The organism is Scytonema hankhaensis NUACC26, from assembly GCF_045865695.1.
Taxonomy (GTDB): domain Bacteria; phylum Cyanobacteriota; class Cyanobacteriia; order Cyanobacteriales; family Nostocaceae; genus Scytonema.
The window spans coordinates 86,306-105,513 of sequence record NZ_BAACAP010000228.1; the positions used below are offsets into that span (position 1 = coordinate 86,306).

Annotated in this window: 16 protein-coding genes; all 16 read right to left on the minus strand. The window is 41.3% G+C overall.

What is annotated here, in order from left to right; genetic code table 11:
* Positions 1-406: 406 nt before the first annotated feature.
* The gene (locus tag ACKTT2_RS34135; protein ID WP_407895165.1) at positions 407-1,204 is read right to left on the minus strand and encodes a DUF3891 family protein; all 798 of its coding nucleotides are present in this window, start codon (positions 1,202-1,204) and stop codon (positions 407-409) included.
* A gap of 417 nt (positions 1,205-1,621) precedes the next feature.
* Positions 1,622-2,851, minus strand: coding sequence for a tetratricopeptide repeat protein (locus ACKTT2_RS34140; protein WP_407895167.1), 1,230 nt, complete (start codon positions 2,849-2,851; stop codon positions 1,622-1,624).
* Between the two features lie 374 nt (positions 2,852-3,225).
* Positions 3,226-5,325, minus strand: a complete 2,100-nt coding sequence (locus ACKTT2_RS34145; protein WP_407895169.1) for an acylase — start codon at positions 5,323-5,325, stop codon at positions 3,226-3,228.
* A gap of 54 nt (positions 5,326-5,379) precedes the next feature.
* Positions 5,380-6,153 carry a hypothetical protein gene (locus ACKTT2_RS34150; protein WP_407895170.1) on the minus strand — a complete coding sequence of 258 codons (774 nt, stop codon included), beginning with the start codon at positions 6,151-6,153 and terminating at the stop codon, positions 5,380-5,382.
* 158 nt (positions 6,154-6,311) lie between these two features.
* Entirely contained in the window at positions 6,312-6,881 is a 570-nt protein-coding gene (acpP, locus tag ACKTT2_RS34155; RefSeq protein ID WP_407895172.1) for an acyl carrier protein, read from the minus strand.
* A gap of 62 nt (positions 6,882-6,943) precedes the next feature.
* Positions 6,944-7,717 (minus strand): thioesterase II family protein, encoded by a 774-nt coding sequence (locus ACKTT2_RS34160; RefSeq protein ID WP_407895174.1) that lies wholly within the window; start codon positions 7,715-7,717, stop codon positions 6,944-6,946.
* Between the two features lie 111 nt (positions 7,718-7,828).
* Positions 7,829-8,056 carry an MbtH family protein gene (locus ACKTT2_RS34165; RefSeq protein ID WP_407895176.1) on the minus strand — a complete coding sequence of 76 codons (228 nt, stop codon included), beginning with the start codon at positions 8,054-8,056 and terminating at the stop codon, positions 7,829-7,831.
* Positions 8,057-8,135: 79 nt separating this feature from the next.
* Positions 8,136-8,462 (minus strand): MbtH domain protein, encoded by a 327-nt coding sequence (locus ACKTT2_RS34170; protein WP_407895178.1) that lies wholly within the window; start codon positions 8,460-8,462, stop codon positions 8,136-8,138.
* A 17-nt stretch (positions 8,463-8,479) separates the two neighbouring features.
* The gene (locus ACKTT2_RS34175) at positions 8,480-8,815 is read right to left on the minus strand and encodes a hypothetical protein (protein ID WP_407895180.1); all 336 of its coding nucleotides are present in this window, start codon (positions 8,813-8,815) and stop codon (positions 8,480-8,482) included.
* A 58-nt stretch (positions 8,816-8,873) separates the two neighbouring features.
* On the minus strand, positions 8,874-9,905 hold the full coding sequence (locus ACKTT2_RS34180) for a methyltransferase (protein ID WP_407895182.1): 1,032 nt from the start codon (positions 9,903-9,905) through the stop codon (positions 8,874-8,876).
* Positions 9,906-10,008: 103 nt separating this feature from the next.
* Complete coding sequence (locus ACKTT2_RS34185; protein WP_407895183.1) at positions 10,009-10,887, minus strand: SDR family oxidoreductase; 879 nt, start codon at positions 10,885-10,887, stop codon at positions 10,009-10,011.
* Positions 10,888-10,965: 78 nt separating this feature from the next.
* Positions 10,966-12,342 (minus strand): MATE family efflux transporter, encoded by a 1,377-nt coding sequence (locus tag ACKTT2_RS34190; protein WP_407895185.1) that lies wholly within the window; start codon positions 12,340-12,342, stop codon positions 10,966-10,968.
* 25 nt (positions 12,343-12,367) lie between these two features.
* The gene (locus ACKTT2_RS34195) at positions 12,368-13,405 is read right to left on the minus strand and encodes a ferredoxin family protein (RefSeq protein ID WP_407895187.1); all 1,038 of its coding nucleotides are present in this window, start codon (positions 13,403-13,405) and stop codon (positions 12,368-12,370) included.
* 2 nt (positions 13,406-13,407) lie between these two features.
* Positions 13,408-14,796, minus strand: a complete 1,389-nt coding sequence (locus ACKTT2_RS34200) for a cytochrome P450 (protein ID WP_407895190.1) — start codon at positions 14,794-14,796, stop codon at positions 13,408-13,410.
* 37 nt (positions 14,797-14,833) lie between these two features.
* Positions 14,834-16,213 (minus strand): cytochrome P450, encoded by a 1,380-nt coding sequence (locus ACKTT2_RS34205; protein WP_407895193.1) that lies wholly within the window; start codon positions 16,211-16,213, stop codon positions 14,834-14,836.
* 17 nt (positions 16,214-16,230) lie between these two features.
* A partial coding sequence (locus ACKTT2_RS34210) for a non-ribosomal peptide synthetase (RefSeq protein WP_407895194.1) occupies positions 16,231-19,208 on the minus strand: 2,978 nt, incomplete at its 5' end.

A 19,208-nucleotide genomic window follows, 5' to 3' on the forward strand; every position in this document is an offset into this window, starting at 1 on the left:
GTGATGACTCCTAACTCCAGAGGATAATGATTACGAGGATGTTAGGTTTATCTTGCCCAAAACTTTTGTTAATCTATCGCTGACTTTGGCGTTCTTACGGAATCAGAAGACTTATGCGTGTATAATTAGTTATAATTCATACTATTTAAATTTATATACCTGTAAAATATACGTAGGACATTGCCCACTACATAAAGCTTTTGGTGGGCAATGCCCACCCTACAGTGCTGAAATTTTTCATAAATTTGGTGGGCAATGCCCACCCTACAGTGCTGAAATTTTTCATAAATTTGGTGGGCAATGCTCACCCTACAGTGCTGAAATTTTTCATAAATTTGGTGGGCAATGCCCACCCTACAGTACTGAAATTTTTCATAAATTATTTATGATTCCTATATCGCGTTTTTTAATCCTTACCTGACTCTAATGTAGTGCTTAAAGTTACCCAACAATCTTGCATAAGAGCGTCTCGCATTCTTTGTTCATCATTAAAAGTTGATGATAAAAGCCGTCCTTCATAAACCAAATTGACCTCGCTCTCCCTAAATGGCCAAGGAGATACCGTAATTCGATCGCAATTGTTTTTGTTTTCTCTTAGAGTTAATTGAAGTGAGATCGTGCCATTAATTGTTGGCACTTGCGTGACCTCTTGTTGACCAGTAAATCTCTGACATAGAAGAATTGAGAGAGTGTCCCACGTTGCTACTAGCTTTTGGTTGCGTTCGATAACCTCTCGTGTTGCATACTGTGCGTAGTATTCATCATGGATCAAGGTATCGATAAGTTTTTCTTGAAATTCGTATTCGCGTTTTAAAAAATCCTGCACGATTTGAATTGAAGAAGCTGAATTTTGCCAACTTGTAAACCTTTCATACAGCCCTGTCCCGTGCATTGACACGAGTAACGCTGCATACCTTCCCATTGGCATGGCAAGCTGTTTGGCACTTGACCATATATCGATATGTACTTGTGTCACCAGTTCTGTAAACTTATGTGGATAGCCAGTTTCTCGATTTAAGGTTGGCGATTGTTCCCACATAAGCCAGCCGATATCGTGAATTTCTGCACCGAGACAAACTTCAACTCTTGGAGTCAATGTACCGAATTGTTCGTTGCCCCAACAGAGTGCTAATTGACCCGCAAGCCAAGCGTGATGCGGTTGAGTAATGCAAATTAGCCCTTTTTCTGTTAAACGATGCAGCATAATTTAAAAGTTAGATACACTCATTCACCTTACACTCTGTAACGGGTGGCTTGCGTTCTTGCTATGAAGAGCTTAACTCTTTTCTGGAACTTGCTACTAATTTCAGTTTGCGAGGTAATATTTTTTATAAATGGATAGGCAATTATAAACATCTATGCGATCGCATTTCAGGAGAGCGCTCGCACAAGTTTATTTTAAAATTGACCAAAGTCAATGTCTGATTTAAAACATCTTGTGCTCTTCTAAATGGGCAAGGATATCTTGACGATCGCGCCACACTGGATGCAATTGTTTATTTACAAACATGGGCAACTGGTCGCCAACATGAGGCGAACCTGGTTGAGTGGCATGGGTATATTGCTTTTCTCTTGTGGCTTCAAATAATTCGTCTAGTTGCTCTGCACGCTCATATCCTTTCTAATGCAACGCTTGGTTAAAGTAGTTTATTGCTAGTTCTAAGTTCTCGCTTCTGTCACCATAGATCCGCTCAATATAGGCAAGCCCCAGATGGTTTTGCGTTTTTGCCCAGACTTCTGGAAAGCGCTCGCGAGTGTATTCGGTGCATGCTTGTTGATAACACTCTATTGCTCTTTCCAAATTATCTGCCTTCTTCTCACTCAGGCGATCGCAGTAGGCATTACCCAAATTATTTAGCACTGATGCCCACATTTCTGGCTCGTCAGAGCGTGTATAGACTTGCAATGCTTGGTTGTAACATTCTATCGCTAGTTCCAGATTATCCGCTCGTTTACCACAAACACGCTCTTTGTAGGCAAGTCCAAGATTGTTTTGTGCTCTCGCCCACATTTGGGGAGAGCGAACGAGTGTGAATTCGGTGCATGCTTGTTGATAACACTCTATCGCTCTTTCTAGATTACCTGCTCGTTCACCACGAATACGCTCCCAATAGGCAAGCCCGAGATTAACTTGCGCTCTTGCCCAATCATCGGGGAAGTCTAAACGTTTGTACTCCTGCAACGCTTGATTGTAGTAGTGAATCACTAGTTCTAGATTATCTGCTCGCTCACCACGGATACGCTCGCACAAAGCCAGCGCGATATTACTTTGTATCGTTGCCCATGCATGAGGAGAGCGATCGCGTGTGAAAACTGTGGCTGCTACTTGATAGCTGATAATTGCAATTTCTATGTTAACTTCATTGTTGCCAAGACCAAAACCCTTCATGAGGTTACTGAATTCGACAAGAGTTGCTGCAGTATATTGTGCTGCTATTTCCGACAAGGAAGGCAGAGTAGCTATTGCCCAAGCTTGTAATACATAAGCCAAATTATCATTGAGCTTGTCTTGATTTGCTACCAATAACAGGTACGCCATTTGTGTGTTATGATTGTCTTGGATTGTCTGCAACACTTCAACTAGAAAAGTTTGGTAAAGCTCCAAATTTTGAGGAGTTGCTTGTTTATTTAAAGAAGATGCTAACTCCTGACTAAGATTTAGCAACCAATCTGCTGTATAATGGCGACCAAGCGAGACCATATCTTCTGCGACTTGTCCCATTACCTGCACGAACCCTTCATCTATCCATTGAGAGTTGAGTGCTAATATCTTCATCACTTCCTGATGACTAGGGCAATTGAGCAAGGCGGCGATTACGTTTAAGTAAATCTGGATTCTTTGTTCGTCCATATGACTATTCGCCCGAGCTAATGCACGTTGTATTGGTTGGTAATACTATTGTGCAAAATTAAACTATATATTGTGTTGTCTGTAGTTCAATCCTGCTATCCATTATTATTCTGGGCGTCTGAAATATTACTTGATCTGCTTGGTTGGAAATGTTACCCCGAAGTTACAGCTAATCGCTAATATCTTAGGAAGTGGGGGGAAAAATATTTACTCTATTATCCTCGAAAGCCTGGGTGAAAACTGAAAATCTTGGATCGCTGGCGAACCAAGCAGTCAATCGGACATTGGCTTGGTACTGCATAAATTTGTGCGATAAGCCGTACCCGTCTTATCGCACAAATTTATCTTAAACTCGATCGAAGTCGATGTCCGACTCAAAACATTTTGCGCTCTTCTAAGTGGGCAAGGATATCTTGACGCTCGCGCCACACTGGACGCAATTGTTTATTGACAAACATGGGCAACTGATCGCCAACGTGAGGTGAACCTGGTTGAGTGGCATTGCCGTAGCTAGTGAGCGCCATTGCCCGTACTGGTTGCGAAAACTCAATTGCGGCAACAAACGAATCCCCCGCGACTGCTTGAAAGCGATCTTCTGAAGCAGGCGCAAAATCGAGGACACGGAAAATACCGAGATCTCCCAAACCACCATTAGCCGGCAAATTTTTGTTGCTGACCACCAACCGAAAAACATCTCCCCAAGCTACATCTAGCGACCCGTATGTCTTTTCCACTTTGGCAGCAACAGCTTCTAGTGTTGCGACTGCACTCAATGGATCGGCTAAACCGTCAGGAGTGGTACGTGGAGAGTTTTCGTTCCAGGGTTTGCTAAAGCTTTTATCCCAGTCCATCTGTTGTGCCCAAGCAGCGAAAAGGACTGCGCCTTTGCTATGAGCATTCGCTTGTCGATCCCATGCTTTTAGGACACCAGCTGCTCGGAGTGCTAATTCACTTCCTTTCTTCTCGGCTGCGGGGATTAAATCATCCAGTAGACGATCTGCGAGTTCCATGCGAGTCGAATGTTTGTATTCCACCATCTCATCGAAAGTGATTTTGTCATCCTCATAGAGCATCCGGGTCGAGCGTTGCGATCGAAAGTCCATGAAGTGAGGTGCCATATAAGAAGGGTAGTTATTCGCTTTGATAGCGGTGGGAAATGTTGTAGTCCATGGTGGGTCATTGGTATTTTGCAACCAGCCACTTTGTGGGTCAACAATGCGTGGTAAATCTTTGTAGGGATGAATTTTTGTCCATAAGGTTTTAGAAGTGTTACCGGGAATAATTCCTTGCCAGTATTTAAAATCTCCTTGTTGTCGCACAGGAACTTGACCGTTGAACAGGTGCATGATGTGTCCGTCTTTATCTGCATACATCACCGTGAACATTGGCAGTTGCAGGCGTTGGAGAGCCGTTTCAAATTGTTTTAAGTTTTGAGAACGTGCCATATCCCACCATTGCTCTAAGACACCAGGTCGGTCAAGACCAACAACGCGCAGTGCTATGGCTTTGCCTTCTTTTTCTGACACGACAGGTCCGTGAATAGACTGTTTCACGACTAGGGGTTGGTCGAGTAGCGTGCCGTCTTTTTGCTTGACTTTCACAGAAAGGGTTGTCGTTTCAAAGGGACGAACTTGATTATCGAAGCGATAACCTTTGTCAACGAGTTGGAGTGCATAAGTATCCCAGCCATCGAAAGTGTTGACAGTGTGAGTCCAACCCAAATTATCGTTGAAGGCGATCGCCAACACGGGAATGCCAACAAGTGTCGCTCCAGACGCATTAATACCCGGAGCCGTTATTTGTGCTTCGTACCATAAGAATAAATCTGACCAGGGTAAGTGGGGGTTTGCAAGTAGCATTGCCTTGCCACTTGCAGAATGCTTTGGTGCGATCGCCCAACCATTAGACCCGGCTTTTGATTCTTCCTTGGCGACGCCTGCAACCTCTTGTGGATTGACAACAAAAGTGAAATGTACAACTCGGTGTAAGTGAGCCATCACATCTTCTGCCTTGACTGGTAGCACAACCTCTACCTCATCGTCAAGCTTTTCTCCATGCTCCTTTGCATAAGCATTAATTCCAGCAGCAAAGGCATCTAAGTAGTTGCGAAAAGTCGGACTTTGTGCCTTATACCAAGAACGAGCGCGTTCTGGCACTCCTGTAGTCAGTACCCAACGGTCTGATTCTAAATATTTCTCTCCCCAATACTCAGCAGCGCGTCCTCGTGCTTGACCGTACAGACGTAAAAGCAGATTACCGTGGCTTTGCATCTGCGCCCAACCGAATGCTTGGAAAGCACTTTGAGCATCCTTACCGTAGATGTGGGGAATTCCATATGTGTCCCAGAGTATCTCAGTGGATTTTGCCACTTGTGCTGAAGTGTAGCACCCTATGACTAAAGTAAAGATCAGACCAAGTACAAATGGTAAAAGTCGGAATGATTTTCGCCTGAAAGTTTTATGTAAGTAAACCATAAACTGGTAGAAATTATAATTTGCTGGTAATAAGTAGTAAAAACTGTACAATATCTATCGACTATTGATAACAGGAATTATTGCTTGAGGAGATAAACCGACACAAGCTGCTAATTCTTCCAATGCGACTCGTTCGCCTGTGCTCGTACTCAGCATTTGAGTTACAGCGGCAACATAGTCAGGATTGGCAAGATGATTGACGCTCTCAGGAGAGGTTGCTTGGGCATGGAGACTGGCAATGGGAGTACTCCTTGTGAACTTTTGCATTTGATAGGCGGCAATTTTTGCAGCTTGACGGGCTTGGAGATAGGCAACATAGTATTTCACGACGGCTAGTCGTTTTTGATGCTTGGCTTCATTCCAACGAACCTGCATGACAGATCGTTTCTCAATGGTACCTAAGAGCTTAATTGGATCGATTGTGACGTTGAGGGACAAACCGCGTTCATTTGATGAGACATCGGCTGATGTAAAATTTGACGTGGTTTGATAGGATGATAATTCTATGGACAAAACGTCTCCAAAGGCATTCAATCCCATTGCTGCTTTTGTCTCCTGCACAGAAGCTGAGTTGCGCTGAGCAATAGCAACTAACTGCTCAATAATTTTGAGGTCTAGTTGTGTCATCTCGGTTTGAAGAGGTTCCAGTTTGTTACTGGCTTCGGGCTTCTCTTCGGATGCGATCGTAGGAAAAGGAATACCGACCAGTGTAAGAGCAAGGAGAATCATGAAACTTTGCACGCAAGCTTTTGAGAGCCATTGTGCGATTGCGTGTATTTCCTGCCCAGATGCTCCGCCTAAGCGTAAGCTCCTCGTAGAGCGAGGCACGCGAAATGTGTCCCCTTTGGGACTCAGTACAATGTCCTTCTCTTAAATTCAAAACTTTATTCCAAATGACAAAATCTTGGTTAATCATTATGATGTTAAGCATTTTTCTTGTTAAACTTTAGCTAGAATTCGATCGATAATCTCTTCAGGCAACACTTTTAAATCACCACCTTTTGACTAATGTAATTAACCAGATTTTGTACTGTCGAAATATTCTTAGCCACTTCATCATTAATTTTAATGTTAAAAGCTTTTTCCAGAACCATGAGTAATTCCAACATATCTAAGGAATCTGCCCCTAAGTTTAGAGCAAAATTTGATGTTAAGCTGACTTGGTTCTGCTCGATCCCCAATTGCTCTGCGACTATGACTTGCAATTTTTCAAAAATTTTCTGGTTTTTCAATTGGCTAAGTCGAATGGCTGTATCTATTCCTAATATTAACTCAATGATTTCTTCTAATACTACAATAATGCGCTGATATTGCTGAATATCTTTATGAGAAAGAGAGTAGCCTTGGTGAGACTGGAGCCACGTTTGACAAATCTGATACCCTCCCAAACGGAAGTTCCAGACATCCATTGATATGCCTTCAAAGTACTGTGTTTGGTTAATCCAAACAAGCCCTTTGCTCGCACTTTGCTCCGGCAAGGTGTAGCGCACTGTCTCAACTTTATTGTCCCCAGTGATGGGATATCGGTAATCATTGGGACGTGTTTGTGGAATCATGAGGTGAGTTGGAAAAACTTGGAATGTTTAGCCGACATCCTCTTACCCCTGAGTTAAAGAGATTAACAACTTATTTCACTTGTAATTCGGTGTAGTTCTTGGGAAAGAGACTGTAGCAGAAGTGATTGGGCTGAGTGCAGAAAGAAATGGTCTCCAGAAAACATTTGCCGAGAGAAAGTAGCATTTGTTTGCTCTTGCCAAGCTTGGAGTTCCGAGCCACTGACTTCTTCATCCTGCAAACCACCAAAGGCAGTGATAGGGCAGTCGAGGGTGGGTGCAGGAGTATAAATGTAAGTTTCGTGGACGGAAAAATCTGCCCGTAGGATAGGGATAAGTAGCTGCATCAGTTCGGCATTCTCTAGTACTGCTTTGGGCGTACCGTTGAGGCGATGCAGTTCTTCTATAAACTCAGGTTCTGGTAGAGCATGGATGGGTGGCTTTGGGTCAGGGATTTGAGGAGCGCGACGACCGGATACAAACAGGTGAATTGGGCTGATATTATATTCTCTGCGGAGTAGACGGGCAAGCTCAAAGCTGACAAGCGCACCCATGCTGTGGCCAAAGAAGGCGAATGGTTTGTCTAAATGTGGCACGAGGGCGGAAGCTAGATCCTCAATCAAGGGTTCTAGCCGTGACAAAGGAGTTAACTTCATCTGAATTCCTCGTCCAGGAAGCTCGATAGGACAAACTTCGACAGTCTTAGGTAGGCTGTTGAACCACGGACGAAAAATGAGAGAACTGCCCCCTGCGTAGGGAAAGCAGAATAAACGCAGGGAGGCTTGAGGGTTAGGATAGGGACAAGTAACGCAGGAGTCAGATATTTGTGTGGTGTTCATAATTTGCGATCGTCATTTATCCTTAGTCATTTGTCCTTTATCTAGTACAAGTACAAACGACTAAGGATAAATGACTAATGACTCTTGAATGAATGTACGAGCTTATTTGCGTTATCCTTGACTGCGAGCAGCTTCCTCCATCTTTTTCCGAAGACTCAGCGGTCTCATGTCAGTCCAAACTTCTTTGATATAATCGAGACATTCTTGTTTCTCTCCACTTTTGCCAGCATCCTTCCAACCTAGTGCGTTCTCTCGGGCAGCAGGCCAAATAGAATACTGTTCTTCGTGATTGACGACAACTTTGTAAATCGTCGTATCTTCTTTGTCGTCTTGATACATATTTATCCTCCTAGCTAATACATTAGAAAACTATCTGCGTCGAGGGTGCGTCCGTCTGCAGTTAAAATCTCAATCAACATTATACTTCCACAGGTTCCAGGCGTCCTTTACCTTCCAATGTCCCCAGGTCAATATCCGCAATACATCTAACTTTCACATAATTCAGTGTCAAATCACCAACTAGATGAACCTGACCTTTTTGGTTCTCGAAATCAGCTTCATTGAAATTAGAGGCTTTTGGGTCAAGTCTAACACCTAAATCAGTCCCTCCCCTGGTATTCGTGAATTTGATATGAACATATCCACGGTCAATACACTCTTTTAAAGCAGTAGGTGTTTTTTCAGGTCGTAAGCTGGCTTCAACAGGGTGTTCCCCGGATGACAATCGTTGTACTAACTCGTTCATTACAGTTTATCCTAATTTTAGGGCTTACTTTTTTCTTGACCTGCTGATGCTTTGACTTGCACGGGTTCGTAAACTGGAATCTCAAAAGCGAGGGACTTGTGGCAAAACTCTTTCCATTCGGGAGTTACATTATCAAAAATGATATTCTCGTCCTTGAAAATCCCATCTGTGACTACGTAGTTTTCTTGCAGATAGAGAAAGTCATCATCTGTTAACTCTCTATTGACTTCGACTTCTTTACCATCAATTTCTTTCTTCTCTTTTCTGGTATTTTCAGCATTCTCAGTCCACTGACTGAACTGTCGTAATTTTTGGATTGGATAAGCTTTGCAATATTTTCCCATTGTTGCCATCGTGATACCTCTTCTAAGAGTGTTCAGCGCTCGGTCAACAGTACATAACTAATGACTGTTAACTGGTTATTTTGACTCCTTCAAGTATGCTAACTTCGGATTGGGTTGGAATAACTTTATTGAGTTTAAATCCTACAGATTTAAATAATTCTCGAAACTCAGCTTCAGTACGGATACATCCACCAGGGCACATCACTAGCATATTAACATCAATAAACTTGCTTTCAGAAGGCTCGTTTGCAGGAGGAAGTACGAAGTCTATCACCAAAAGTCGAGCATATTTTCCCATGGCTTGATAGCAGTTCCTCAAAATGGCGCACGATCGCCTATCGTCCCAGTCCTGGATAATATGTTTAAGTACATAGGCATCTCCTCCCTCTGGAATACCCTCAAAAAAGCTACCGCCTACAAGTTGACAGCGATTATTAAGAAATTGATGTGAATTCTTAGCTCTATCAATCACTTCCGGCTGATCGAATAATATCCCTGTCATTGTGGGATTTGCTTCGAGTACAGCACTCAAAAAGCTACCTTTGCCACCACCAACATCAACCAGCGTGCCAATTGACGAAAAATCATAAGCTTTTAAGAATTCGGTATATTCGTCTTTTGACGAAGTCATAGCCCGATCAAAGATTTCTCCTTGAAGAGGATTTTGCTCGTTGTACTCAAACAAATCCATGTTATACAAATATTCAAAGGCACTTTTTCCTGTCTGTAAGCTATACATCAAATCTCCCCACGATTTGTAGTAATGCTCTTCGCCCCGGAAGATTGCCATATCCCGTATGGAGCCAGGGACATTGCTCTGCAAACAATCTGCTAGTGGAGTTAGCTCAAAGCATCGAGGTTGTATCTCAGCAAAAATTCCGAGCCCAGCAAGAGATCTTAACACCCGATAAAGAGAATCACTGTGGGTATTTGTTGCAGCAGCTAAAGCATCGCAGTGCTGGGAACCGTCTTTGAGCAAATCAGCAATGCCAAGTTTAGCAATGACATAGATACACCGTGAAACCCAGTAGGCGTGTACCCATTGTATGGGGGTCAACAGAGACTGTATCTTGCTAGGCTTAGAGTCTGATAAAATCATGGTTTTTAACTAAATCTCTTGCGTGTTGTTATTTTGAAAGCATTCGAGCGTGAATCTACCTCGGCTTCGAGTACCTAGTTGGATAGAATACAAAAAGATAGCTTCAATTCTGATTTTTTAACTTCCAACTTTTGAGTATCATTGCATCAAAACTCCGATCGGGCATGAATTTTTTCAGCATCAACTCAAGCATTAGAAATATCTGTCCTTTGGATAAAAAGTAACGCGTTTTGGGTTTACTAGCTTCTAGAGCCTCTAAAATTGCATTTGCAACTTGTTCAGGTGGCATTCCTGTACGATTCGATCTAATCAAACCCTCAACATAAAATTTGTAGGCATCACCATACATAGCTTTAGCTTCAAGTGACATATTAGCAAAATTTTTCTGAAAGCTTTCTTCCACTTTATCCGGCGCTGCAGAAGCAATTGAACCCGGTTCGACCAAAATGACTTCAATATCCCAAGGATCTAATTCTATTCTCAATGCATCTGTAAATGCTTCCAATGCAAACTTGGAAGCACACAAGGCAGAGACAAATGGTCCGGCAATTTTACCGCCTACTGAGCCAATGTTGATTATCCGACCTTTTGCTTTTCGGATTAACGGTAAGAATGCCTGCGTAACTGCTATTTGCCCGAAAACATTCACTTCAAATTGCCATCTGAGGTCGTCAATCGCAATATACTCCACTGGTCCATCCACCAACAGACCTGCGTTGTTCACCAATCCAACCAGTCCTTCATCACCGACAGCTTTCGAGACAATGTCTGCAGCCAATTTAATCTCTTCTCCTTTTGTAATGTCCATCAATATTGGTGTCAAATTCTCAGATGCATCATGCTTGAGTGATTCAGCATCTTTTTCTTGACGCAACGCAGCAAACACACGATATCCTTTTTTGTCAAGTAAGAGCGCTGCTGCTCGACCTACTCCTGTAGATGTTCCTGTAATCAAAACAGCACCTTTTTGTCTCTGAACCATTTTTTTGACCCTCACGATCGGTAAAACATTTATCTGCAAGATAAAAACTTAAAAATAAGTTTATTTTTTTTAAATCATTTATAAATAGTGTTTTTGGCTTTGCTTCTTACTAAAACAATAAAATTCTTTAATTGTTAATTTAAGTGCAATTAATAGAATTACGGTATCTGTCATAACCATACCATAATACATACCTCTTAAACCCATCAACATTGATAATATCACCACAAATGGAATAAATAAAATTAGACTTTTTAAAATAACTATTATGGCAACTACTTTCCCTTTACCTATAGATTGAAAGAGAACTGCTCCAAAGGGAACAAAGGGCATAATTGGTATAAATGAATTAAAAATGCGAAAGTTGAGTAAATCATTTTTAGTAAAAGTAATGTTTGGCAACAGCCAGCCTAGAAACGTTTTTGGATACAATTGTAGAGGTAGCCAAAATAATGTTAATAAAGCAATGGCACCAATGACAAAAGTTAAATAAGCTTTTTTGAGCCTGTCATAATTTCTGGCTCCATAATTTATACCAATAACGGGTTGTAAGGCTTGCATAAAACCATTTAAGGGAATCAATGCCAATGAAGTTAATGTTAGTGTTGCTCCGAAAAAGGCTATATCATTCTGTGTTCCATAATGAGAGATGGATTGAAAAACTACAAAACTTTGAATTAAGCTCATAACTGGAGTCAGTAGCTCTGCGATTCCTACTGATAAAATATCAGGTAGTAAATCTATTGCTATAACCAATTTTTTGAGATGAACTGGGATAGAACTTTTCCCAGAAATAAAATAGGTTAAGATGACAATACAGTAAACAATCATTGCAATAACTGTAGCAAGAGCTAATCCCCGAATTCCCCAGCGAAAGATGCTAATAAATATAGTATTTAAGATAATGTTAACGATAACAAAAATACCAGCAAATATCATAGACAATCTGAGTTTACCTTCAGATTTAATGAGATGATTAGCAGAAACACCTATGATGCAAAATACTGAACAAAGCATATAAGTCTTAAAAAATTCTGCTCCATCTGAGGCAACTTCACCATTTCCTCCCATGAATACAACTAATTCTTCACTAAAACTGTAGCCAACGATTGTGAGCGCAAAGGAGATAACAACACCTATTACTATTAAGTTGCCGAATATTTTGGACTGAGTTTTGATATCTCCAGAACCAATAGCTCGACTGAGAACAGAAGCAGAACCTACTCCAACTAAGTAAGCAGAACCATTTATGATAGAAGTTAATGGTGAAGTAAGAGATATACCAGCGACAGCAGTTTCACCAATAAGTTGCCCTGCAAATAAAGCATCAATAAAAGTGCTTGAGCTTAGTAGCAGTGTTCCTAAAATACCGGGAGTTGATAACTTGAACATCAGTTTAATGAGATTGCCTTGGAGGATCTCATTAGTGAGTTGAGATTGTTTTTGGAAAGTCATTTTTAAGTTCTCGGTTTTTTGCTGTTTACTCAACCTTGACTAAACGGCTAACACGATACTGCTTCACCGCTTTTAACTCCATCTCTTTTCCCGAGCTAAGTGCGCTTATGACCTCACCACTGACTTCAACTCTGGCTTCATAGGCTCCAGATAAACTCTCATCAGGCGCAGCATCAGCATAATCAATACGTACTTCCGCCCAATCAGCTTCTTGTCCTTGACCAACTTCTTCAATAGCAACCACTTTACCAGCTTTCAAGTAGTCGAGCCAAGTCCAGCCCAACTGCATCCAGATTTCGCGCTCAGCAATTTGCTCAAACTTGGTTAAACCCGTCCATCCTCGGTAGAATTTACGCAAGTCAACAACTGAACCATTTCTCTTGACCAGTGAATCAAGGACTTCTGGTTCTAAATGTCCCCATAAGCACCCTTGGGGTAAATCCGCTAGGGTAGGAGCAAATTGATGACCGCCGAAGTGAGTTGTCTGCCATACTCTTAACTTTCCATTGGCAGCAGGAGCATATTCTTTGCGTAACCGACGATACAAGGGAGTTCCAAATCTGCCACAAGCAAGATCTACTTGAGCATGGGTACAAACCATGAGTTCGCGGATATGGCTGGTTTGTTGCTGATACTGCTGAAACTTTGATAAATCGTTGGGTTGTTGTATCAACTGCTTCAGTATTGCCGTTACCAAAGGAATTGCTTCTTTCTTTGGGAGGACAAACTCCTGCTTCTCAAACTGAGAAAACAGTTTGGTAGGACGATAGTAGTACAGCACGCGGGTAAAGCCAGGATGAGAGTAATCGCGATCTGGAGCAATCAGCATTGGTCTCAGGTTAATTCCATGCTTGACAATAATTTCTTGGAATAAACTTATCAATGCTTTGATTGTGGCATTTTCCTGAAAGATGTTTTGCGACCAAGGTTGTGGGATTTCCATAATTAGCCAATGGTCGCAAGTACCTGCTGTGCCAATTGGGTCTTCTCCATTAGTTTTGGAAACCAGCGAGCAAAAACGACAATCTGTCAGGGGAAGTCGATCGATTTGTTGAGTTTGCATATTTATGGATTAGCTGAACTAACAATAAGTTGGTGCGATCGCTGTTGGCGTGGACGTTCACCAAGCATTACCATTTTTAAGCCACTTGCAGGAGGATAGTTAACACCTCGAGCCTTCGGTTTTTCGACTCTTTTTTCATTGGCTAGTGCAAGTTGATAGCGACAGAGAATTGTTGCTAAGACTAGTTTCATTTCAAAAAGCGCTAATATTTCACCCGGACAGCGACGAGCGCCACCCCCAAAAGGCAGAAATTCATAGGGAGAATATTCTTTTTCTAGAAAGCGCTCTGGTCTGAATTGCTTTGGTTGTGGATATAAGTCCTCTCGTTGATGAGTTAAATATATACATCCTCTTACTACTGTACCTGGGTCTAATTGGTAGCCCATTATTTCAATTGGCGATTCTACAAGTCGTGGAAATGTAACAACCTGAGTTGGATAAATTCGTAAGGATTCATTACAAACAGCATTCAGGTAGGGTAATGCAATAATCTTCTCAGGCTCTAAGGACTCACCAAGGGTATTAAGTTCTTCAAGGAGGCGATCGCGAACACCAGGTGTACTATGAATCCAGTACAGAGACCAACTTATAGCAGTTGCTGACGCATCTTGACCACCAAATAGTAATGATGGAAACAAATCTCGTGTATATTCATAGGTCATTGGTTGACCCGTTTCATCGCAAGCAAACACCAATTCTGATAATACATCAGTACCTAAAGAGTCTACTTTTTGACGGCGTTCTTCAATTTCGGCATGGAGTAGTTTGTCAAATTGCCGTTGCAGATAAAGCCAGTATCCCCAAGGACTCCAGCGACCTAAATCCTTTTTTAAAATTGGATAGGAAAGAGAGATATCTAGCCAGCGAGACCTAGCATAACTTATTAAGTGAGAAAACAGTTGTCGAAATTGTTCGTAACGCTCTCCTGAGTGCAAACCAAACAATGCTGGTAAAACTACTTCCAAGGTAATCTTTTGCATTGTCGGGTAAGCCAGAAAAGATTTACCTATGCTCAATTGATTCATGACTTTTTCTGTCACTCTACAGATACGCTGTCCGTATTCTTGCGTCTGAGTTTCGCGCATAGGTGACATCAACAACTTACGACGATTTCTATGACGCAACCCATCTAGTGCGAGCAACCCGTGATTCCCGACTATTGATTCTCCACCTTGATTTAACTTACCAGAAGCTGTAATCTCTTTTGCATTAGTAAAAATTTGCTTCATCCCTTCTGGGTTGCTAACTATCACTAAAGGTATAGAATCAGCCATAATGGTGAAAATATCCCCATAGCACGAGCCCATAGCATCCATGAAGCCAAGGGGATTGGTCTCAAATTGATGACTAAGCAATCGGGGAGAAGTTTTTGGTCCATCAGGTAGTTTCATTAGGATTTTTTGATAAATGTTAAATTATAGATAGGTGTTAAACTAAGCCAATAACCGATGGCTGAGACTGTGCTTGATGTTGACGTAGACCACGCACGATCATCTTCACACCGCTAGCAGGGTAACAAATCAAATCGATATACTTGGGACGTTCTGGACGCTGACTGACTAGCTCTAATTCATAATGTGAAAGAATGGTTGCTAATACAAGTTTCATTTCAAATAGGGCAAAAGTTCCGCCAATACACACACGTGAACCACCGCCAAAAGGTAAAAATTCGTAGGGGGAGAATTGTTTTTCTAAAAAGCGCTCTGGCTGAAATTCTTTTGGTGTCGGGTATAAATCTTCACGCTGATGTGTTGAATAAATATTACCAATAAGTATTGTACCGGGGTTCAACTCGTAGCCCATCACCTGGACAGGAGATTCTACCAATCTGGGAAATGTGAATAACTGAGTTGGGTAAATTCGTAAAACTTCGTTACAAACAGCACTTAAATACGGAAGTGTAAAAATACTCATAGGATCTGGATTTTCGCCAAGACTATCAAGTTCCTGAAGCAGGCGCGAGCGAACATGAGGTAAACGGTGAACCCAGTACAAAGACCAAGCAAGTGCTGTTGAGGAAGCATCCTGAGCTGCAAAAAGAGGTGAGATTAATAAGTCTCGCACTTCCTCATCCGTCAAAGGATTACCTGCTTCATCGCTTGCCAATACTAACTCAGAGAGAATATCAGTGCGTGAAGTATCTGTTTGCTTGCGGCGCTCTTGAACTTCTGTGTAGAGCAAATCAAAAAGTTCTTGCCGGAGGTAAAGCAAGTATCCGGCAGGACTCCATCGACCTAAATCTCGTCCTCCAAAAGGCAGTTTTTTAGCAATTATCAGCAAAGGAGATAACATCTGTTTCAAAGACAAAGAAAGCAATTGCTTGAGTCTGTTGTAACGCTCTCCTTCAGGCAATCCCATCACAACTTCTATACTCACCCGCAGAGTGATATCTTCCATTGTTGGATAGCCAATAAAAGGCTTGCCGATTGCCTGCTGTTGCATAACCTTGTGTGTAAGGTCACAAATTCGCTGTCCTTGGGTTTGCATCCGCGCACCGTGAAAAGCAGGCATTAAAAGCTTACGTCGATGTTTATGACGTATCCCATCAAGTTGAAGGACTCCTTGTTTTCCTGTCATCAGGGCGTCATCTCGGTTCAATTCGCCACTAGCTGTAATTTCCTTAGTATTTGTGAAAATCTCCTTTATTCCTGAAGGATTACTAACATAAATTGTTGGTGTAGAACCAAACATTAGAGTAACGATATCACCATAACGTTTGGAAATAGCATCCATATAGCCAAAGGGATCGGCCTTGAATTGTAGACTTAGCAACCAAGAAGGAGTTTTCGGTTCTGGGGGTAGTTTCATAAGCCTTTTTACTCCTATTATCTATTTAGATCGCACACAGCATTATCGATACAAATTCTCAAATGTTTAGCTAATTCTTGAATATGAGGTTCAACGAAAATCGAGAAATGATCCCCAGGAACATCAATGACTTGAATAGATTGACTAGAACACTTACTCCAACCTAATAAGGGATCGTTAGTATTCCATTCTGGATTGTCGAAGTCATGAATTATTTCCTCCGAAGCTCGAAATAGAGTTATAGACTGAGGATAAACTTGGGGAATATACTTTCGCATGGCTTGAACATGAGCTTTGAAAAGGTTGTAATAACGGAGAAAATCTTGAATTTCTGCATCGCTAAAGATGAAGTTGGCCTTTTTATTAATCAAATTAAGTTGCTCAGTTAATGGCAAATTTCGAAGTTCTTCAAAAGGCAATGAAAAGTCTATATTATTATCAGTTTTCATTGATTCAGCTATGCGAAGTAAAAATTTTGCATCGTCCGATTCTGTAGATTTAATGGGTGTTTCTGATAATATGGCATCGATGACAACCAATAAACCTACTGTTTGACCCTGCTTTTGTAATTGTTGCGCTATTTCAAAAGCTAGTACACCGCCGTAACAATGACCACCTAAAAGATAAGGACCATTTGGCTGTACTTGACGGATTTCTTGCAGGTAGCGAGTTGCTGTCTCTTCTACTGATATGATTTCAGGCTTCTCCTGCTCTAGAGTATCTTCCAAAGCATAAAGTGGATAATCTTCACCAAGTCTCTTGGACAAATTAAAGTATGGGCTAATATTGCCACCAGCGCCATGTATACAGAAGAAAGGTATTTGGGAACCATTCGAGTTAATTGCTACTAGAGGAGAATTAGAACTCTCACGAAATGGCTGGCTGACAACGAGCGCTAGTTTTTCAATTGTTGGATTTTCAAAAAGAGTAGATAGGGTGAGGTTATGCCCAAATCTGTCTTGAATTTGAGCCATTAAGCGAACAGCCAAAAATGAGTGACCGCCCAAATCAAAAAAGTTGTCTGTCACCCCGATAGGACTAGTATTGAGGAGATTTTCCCAAAGTTTTACTAATGATAATTCTATAAAATTACGAGGAGCAATGAAGGATTCATTTTTATTTTTTTGACTAATTTTATTATTCGGCAGCGCACGTTTATCTATTTTGCCATTAGGTGTTAGTGGAAGTGCATCCAGTACAACAAAAGCAGATGGTAGCATATAATTAGGGAGTTTTTGTTGTAAGTCTGGCAACAGTTGTGTAGCTAGATCCTGTTTATCTGTCACGATATAAGCAATCAAACGCCGATTTTCCTGAATATCATCGCTGGCAATTACCACTGATTCTTGCACATCTGGATGTTGTGCGATCGCAGTTGCTATTTCACTCAACTCTACTCGAAACCCTCTGATTTTTACCTGTTCATCACGGCGACCCAAATACTCAAGATTACCATCTTTGAGATACCGTACTAAATCACCCGTTTTGTAAAGTTCATTTCCAGGAATCAAGGGGTTATCGATAAATCTTTCCTGAGTTAATTCCGGACGATGCAAATAACCTCTCGCTAATCCATCACCCCCAACATAAAGTTCACCGACAACTCCTACAGGTGTTGGTTGTAAATCGCGGCTTAGCACATAAACTTGAGTATTGTCAATAGGACGACCGATGGGGACGCTGTGCGCTTGATTTGGTAATAAATTGGTATCGTAGTAAGTAGCATTGGCGGAAACTTCCGATGAGCCGTAAAGGTTGATTAGTTTTGCAGACGGCATCAATTCTCGGAAACTTTGAACTAACTTAACAGATAATGATTCTCCGCTAGTTATCCAGAGTTTTAACTGTGATAATTTCTTGATTACGTGACTGTAATTATCAAGAAGTAAGCGTAGTAGTGAGGGTACAAGTATGATACGAGTCACTTTGTGATGCGCTAGAGTTTCTATAAATAATTGCGGGTCTAGTATAGTTGCATTGCTGATAATTACTGTAGGAACTCCTCTAAGTAAAGGAGCAAAAATTTCCCATACAGAATCGACAAAGCTAATAGCTGTTTTCTGACAACAAACTTCTCCTTGGGTAAAAGGATAGGTTTTCCATAACCAGTGTAAGCCGTTTACTGTACCGCGATGAGTGCCAAGAACGCCTTTAGGTCTTCCAGTTGAACCAGAAGTGTAGATAATATAGGCGAGATTATCAGCTTTTGAAATGTTAATGGGGTTTTGTTGACTTTCTTGCTTGATTATTTCCCAGTCACTGTCTAAGTAAATGATTGTCATTTGTCCTTTGTCATTAGTCATTTGTCTGAACCTATTAACCAATGACGAATGACTAATGACCAATGACACTTGAGAATCAGAGAGCATAAAATTCAGACGCTCCACTGGATAACTTGGATCGAGGGGAATGTATGCACCACCAGCTTTAAGAATAGCTAAAATTCCTACTACCATGTCTAGGTCGCGTTCCAGACATAGAGCAACTAGGGTTTCTTTTGTTACACCCTGTTTTTGTAAATAATGAGCAAGCTGATTAACTCTATAATTAAGTTGACGATAAGTTAGTTCCTCAGACTCGCTCGTAAGTGCTAAAGAATCAGGTGTTAGTTCAACTTGCTGCTCAAATAATTGATTCAGAGATACATCTTGAGGATAATCTGCACGAGTTTGATTAAACTTAAATAATAGTTGCTCTTGCTCAGAAGCAGTTAGTAGCGACAATTCGCTGAGACGTTGCTCTGGATTAGCAACGATATTTTCCAACAAAGTCTGGAAATTGTTGATAAATTTGGTAATTGTTATTGAATCAAAAATATCTGTATTGTATTCCAAACACCCTGTTAATCCTTCTTCGGCTTCAGACATTGACAGAAAAATATCTAGTTGAGCTGTACCGCTATCAAACTCCAAAGTACGCAAGGTTAATCCAGACACTTCCTGCACAGACATTGGAGTATTTTGCAGGACAAACATGACTTCATAAAGTGGATTTC

Excerpts from the sequence above, each read along its gene's own strand:
- ACKTT2_RS34135 (WP_407895165.1), bottom strand. The coding sequence starts at position 1,204 with ATGCTGCATCGTTTAACAGAAAAAGGGCTAATTTGCATTACTCAACCG.
- ACKTT2_RS34140 (WP_407895167.1), bottom strand. The coding sequence starts at position 2,851 with ATGGACGAACAAAGAATCCAGATTTACTTAAACGTAATCGCCGCCTTG.
- ACKTT2_RS34145 (WP_407895169.1), bottom strand. The coding sequence starts at position 5,325 with ATGGTTTACTTACATAAAACTTTCAGGCGAAAATCATTCCGACTTTTA.
- acpP (WP_407895172.1), bottom strand. The coding sequence starts at position 6,881 with ATGATTCCACAAACACGTCCCAATGATTACCGATATCCCATCACTGGG.
- ACKTT2_RS34160 (WP_407895174.1), bottom strand. The coding sequence starts at position 7,717 with ATGAACACCACACAAATATCTGACTCCTGCGTTACTTGTCCCTATCCT.
- ACKTT2_RS34165 (WP_407895176.1), bottom strand. The coding sequence starts at position 8,056 with ATGTATCAAGACGACAAAGAAGATACGACGATTTACAAAGTTGTCGTC.
- ACKTT2_RS34170 (WP_407895178.1), bottom strand. The coding sequence starts at position 8,462 with ATGAACGAGTTAGTACAACGATTGTCATCCGGGGAACACCCTGTTGAA.
- ACKTT2_RS34175 (WP_407895180.1), bottom strand. The coding sequence starts at position 8,815 with ATGGCAACAATGGGAAAATATTGCAAAGCTTATCCAATCCAAAAATTA.
- ACKTT2_RS34180 (WP_407895182.1), bottom strand. The coding sequence starts at position 9,905 with ATGATTTTATCAGACTCTAAGCCTAGCAAGATACAGTCTCTGTTGACC.
- ACKTT2_RS34185 (WP_407895183.1), bottom strand. The coding sequence starts at position 10,887 with ATGGTTCAGAGACAAAAAGGTGCTGTTTTGATTACAGGAACATCTACA.
- ACKTT2_RS34190 (WP_407895185.1), bottom strand. The coding sequence starts at position 12,342 with ATGACTTTCCAAAAACAATCTCAACTCACTAATGAGATCCTCCAAGGC.
- ACKTT2_RS34195 (WP_407895187.1), bottom strand. The coding sequence starts at position 13,405 with ATGCAAACTCAACAAATCGATCGACTTCCCCTGACAGATTGTCGTTTT.
- ACKTT2_RS34200 (WP_407895190.1), bottom strand. The coding sequence starts at position 14,796 with ATGAAACTACCTGATGGACCAAAAACTTCTCCCCGATTGCTTAGTCAT.
- ACKTT2_RS34205 (WP_407895193.1), bottom strand. The coding sequence starts at position 16,213 with ATGAAACTACCCCCAGAACCGAAAACTCCTTCTTGGTTGCTAAGTCTA.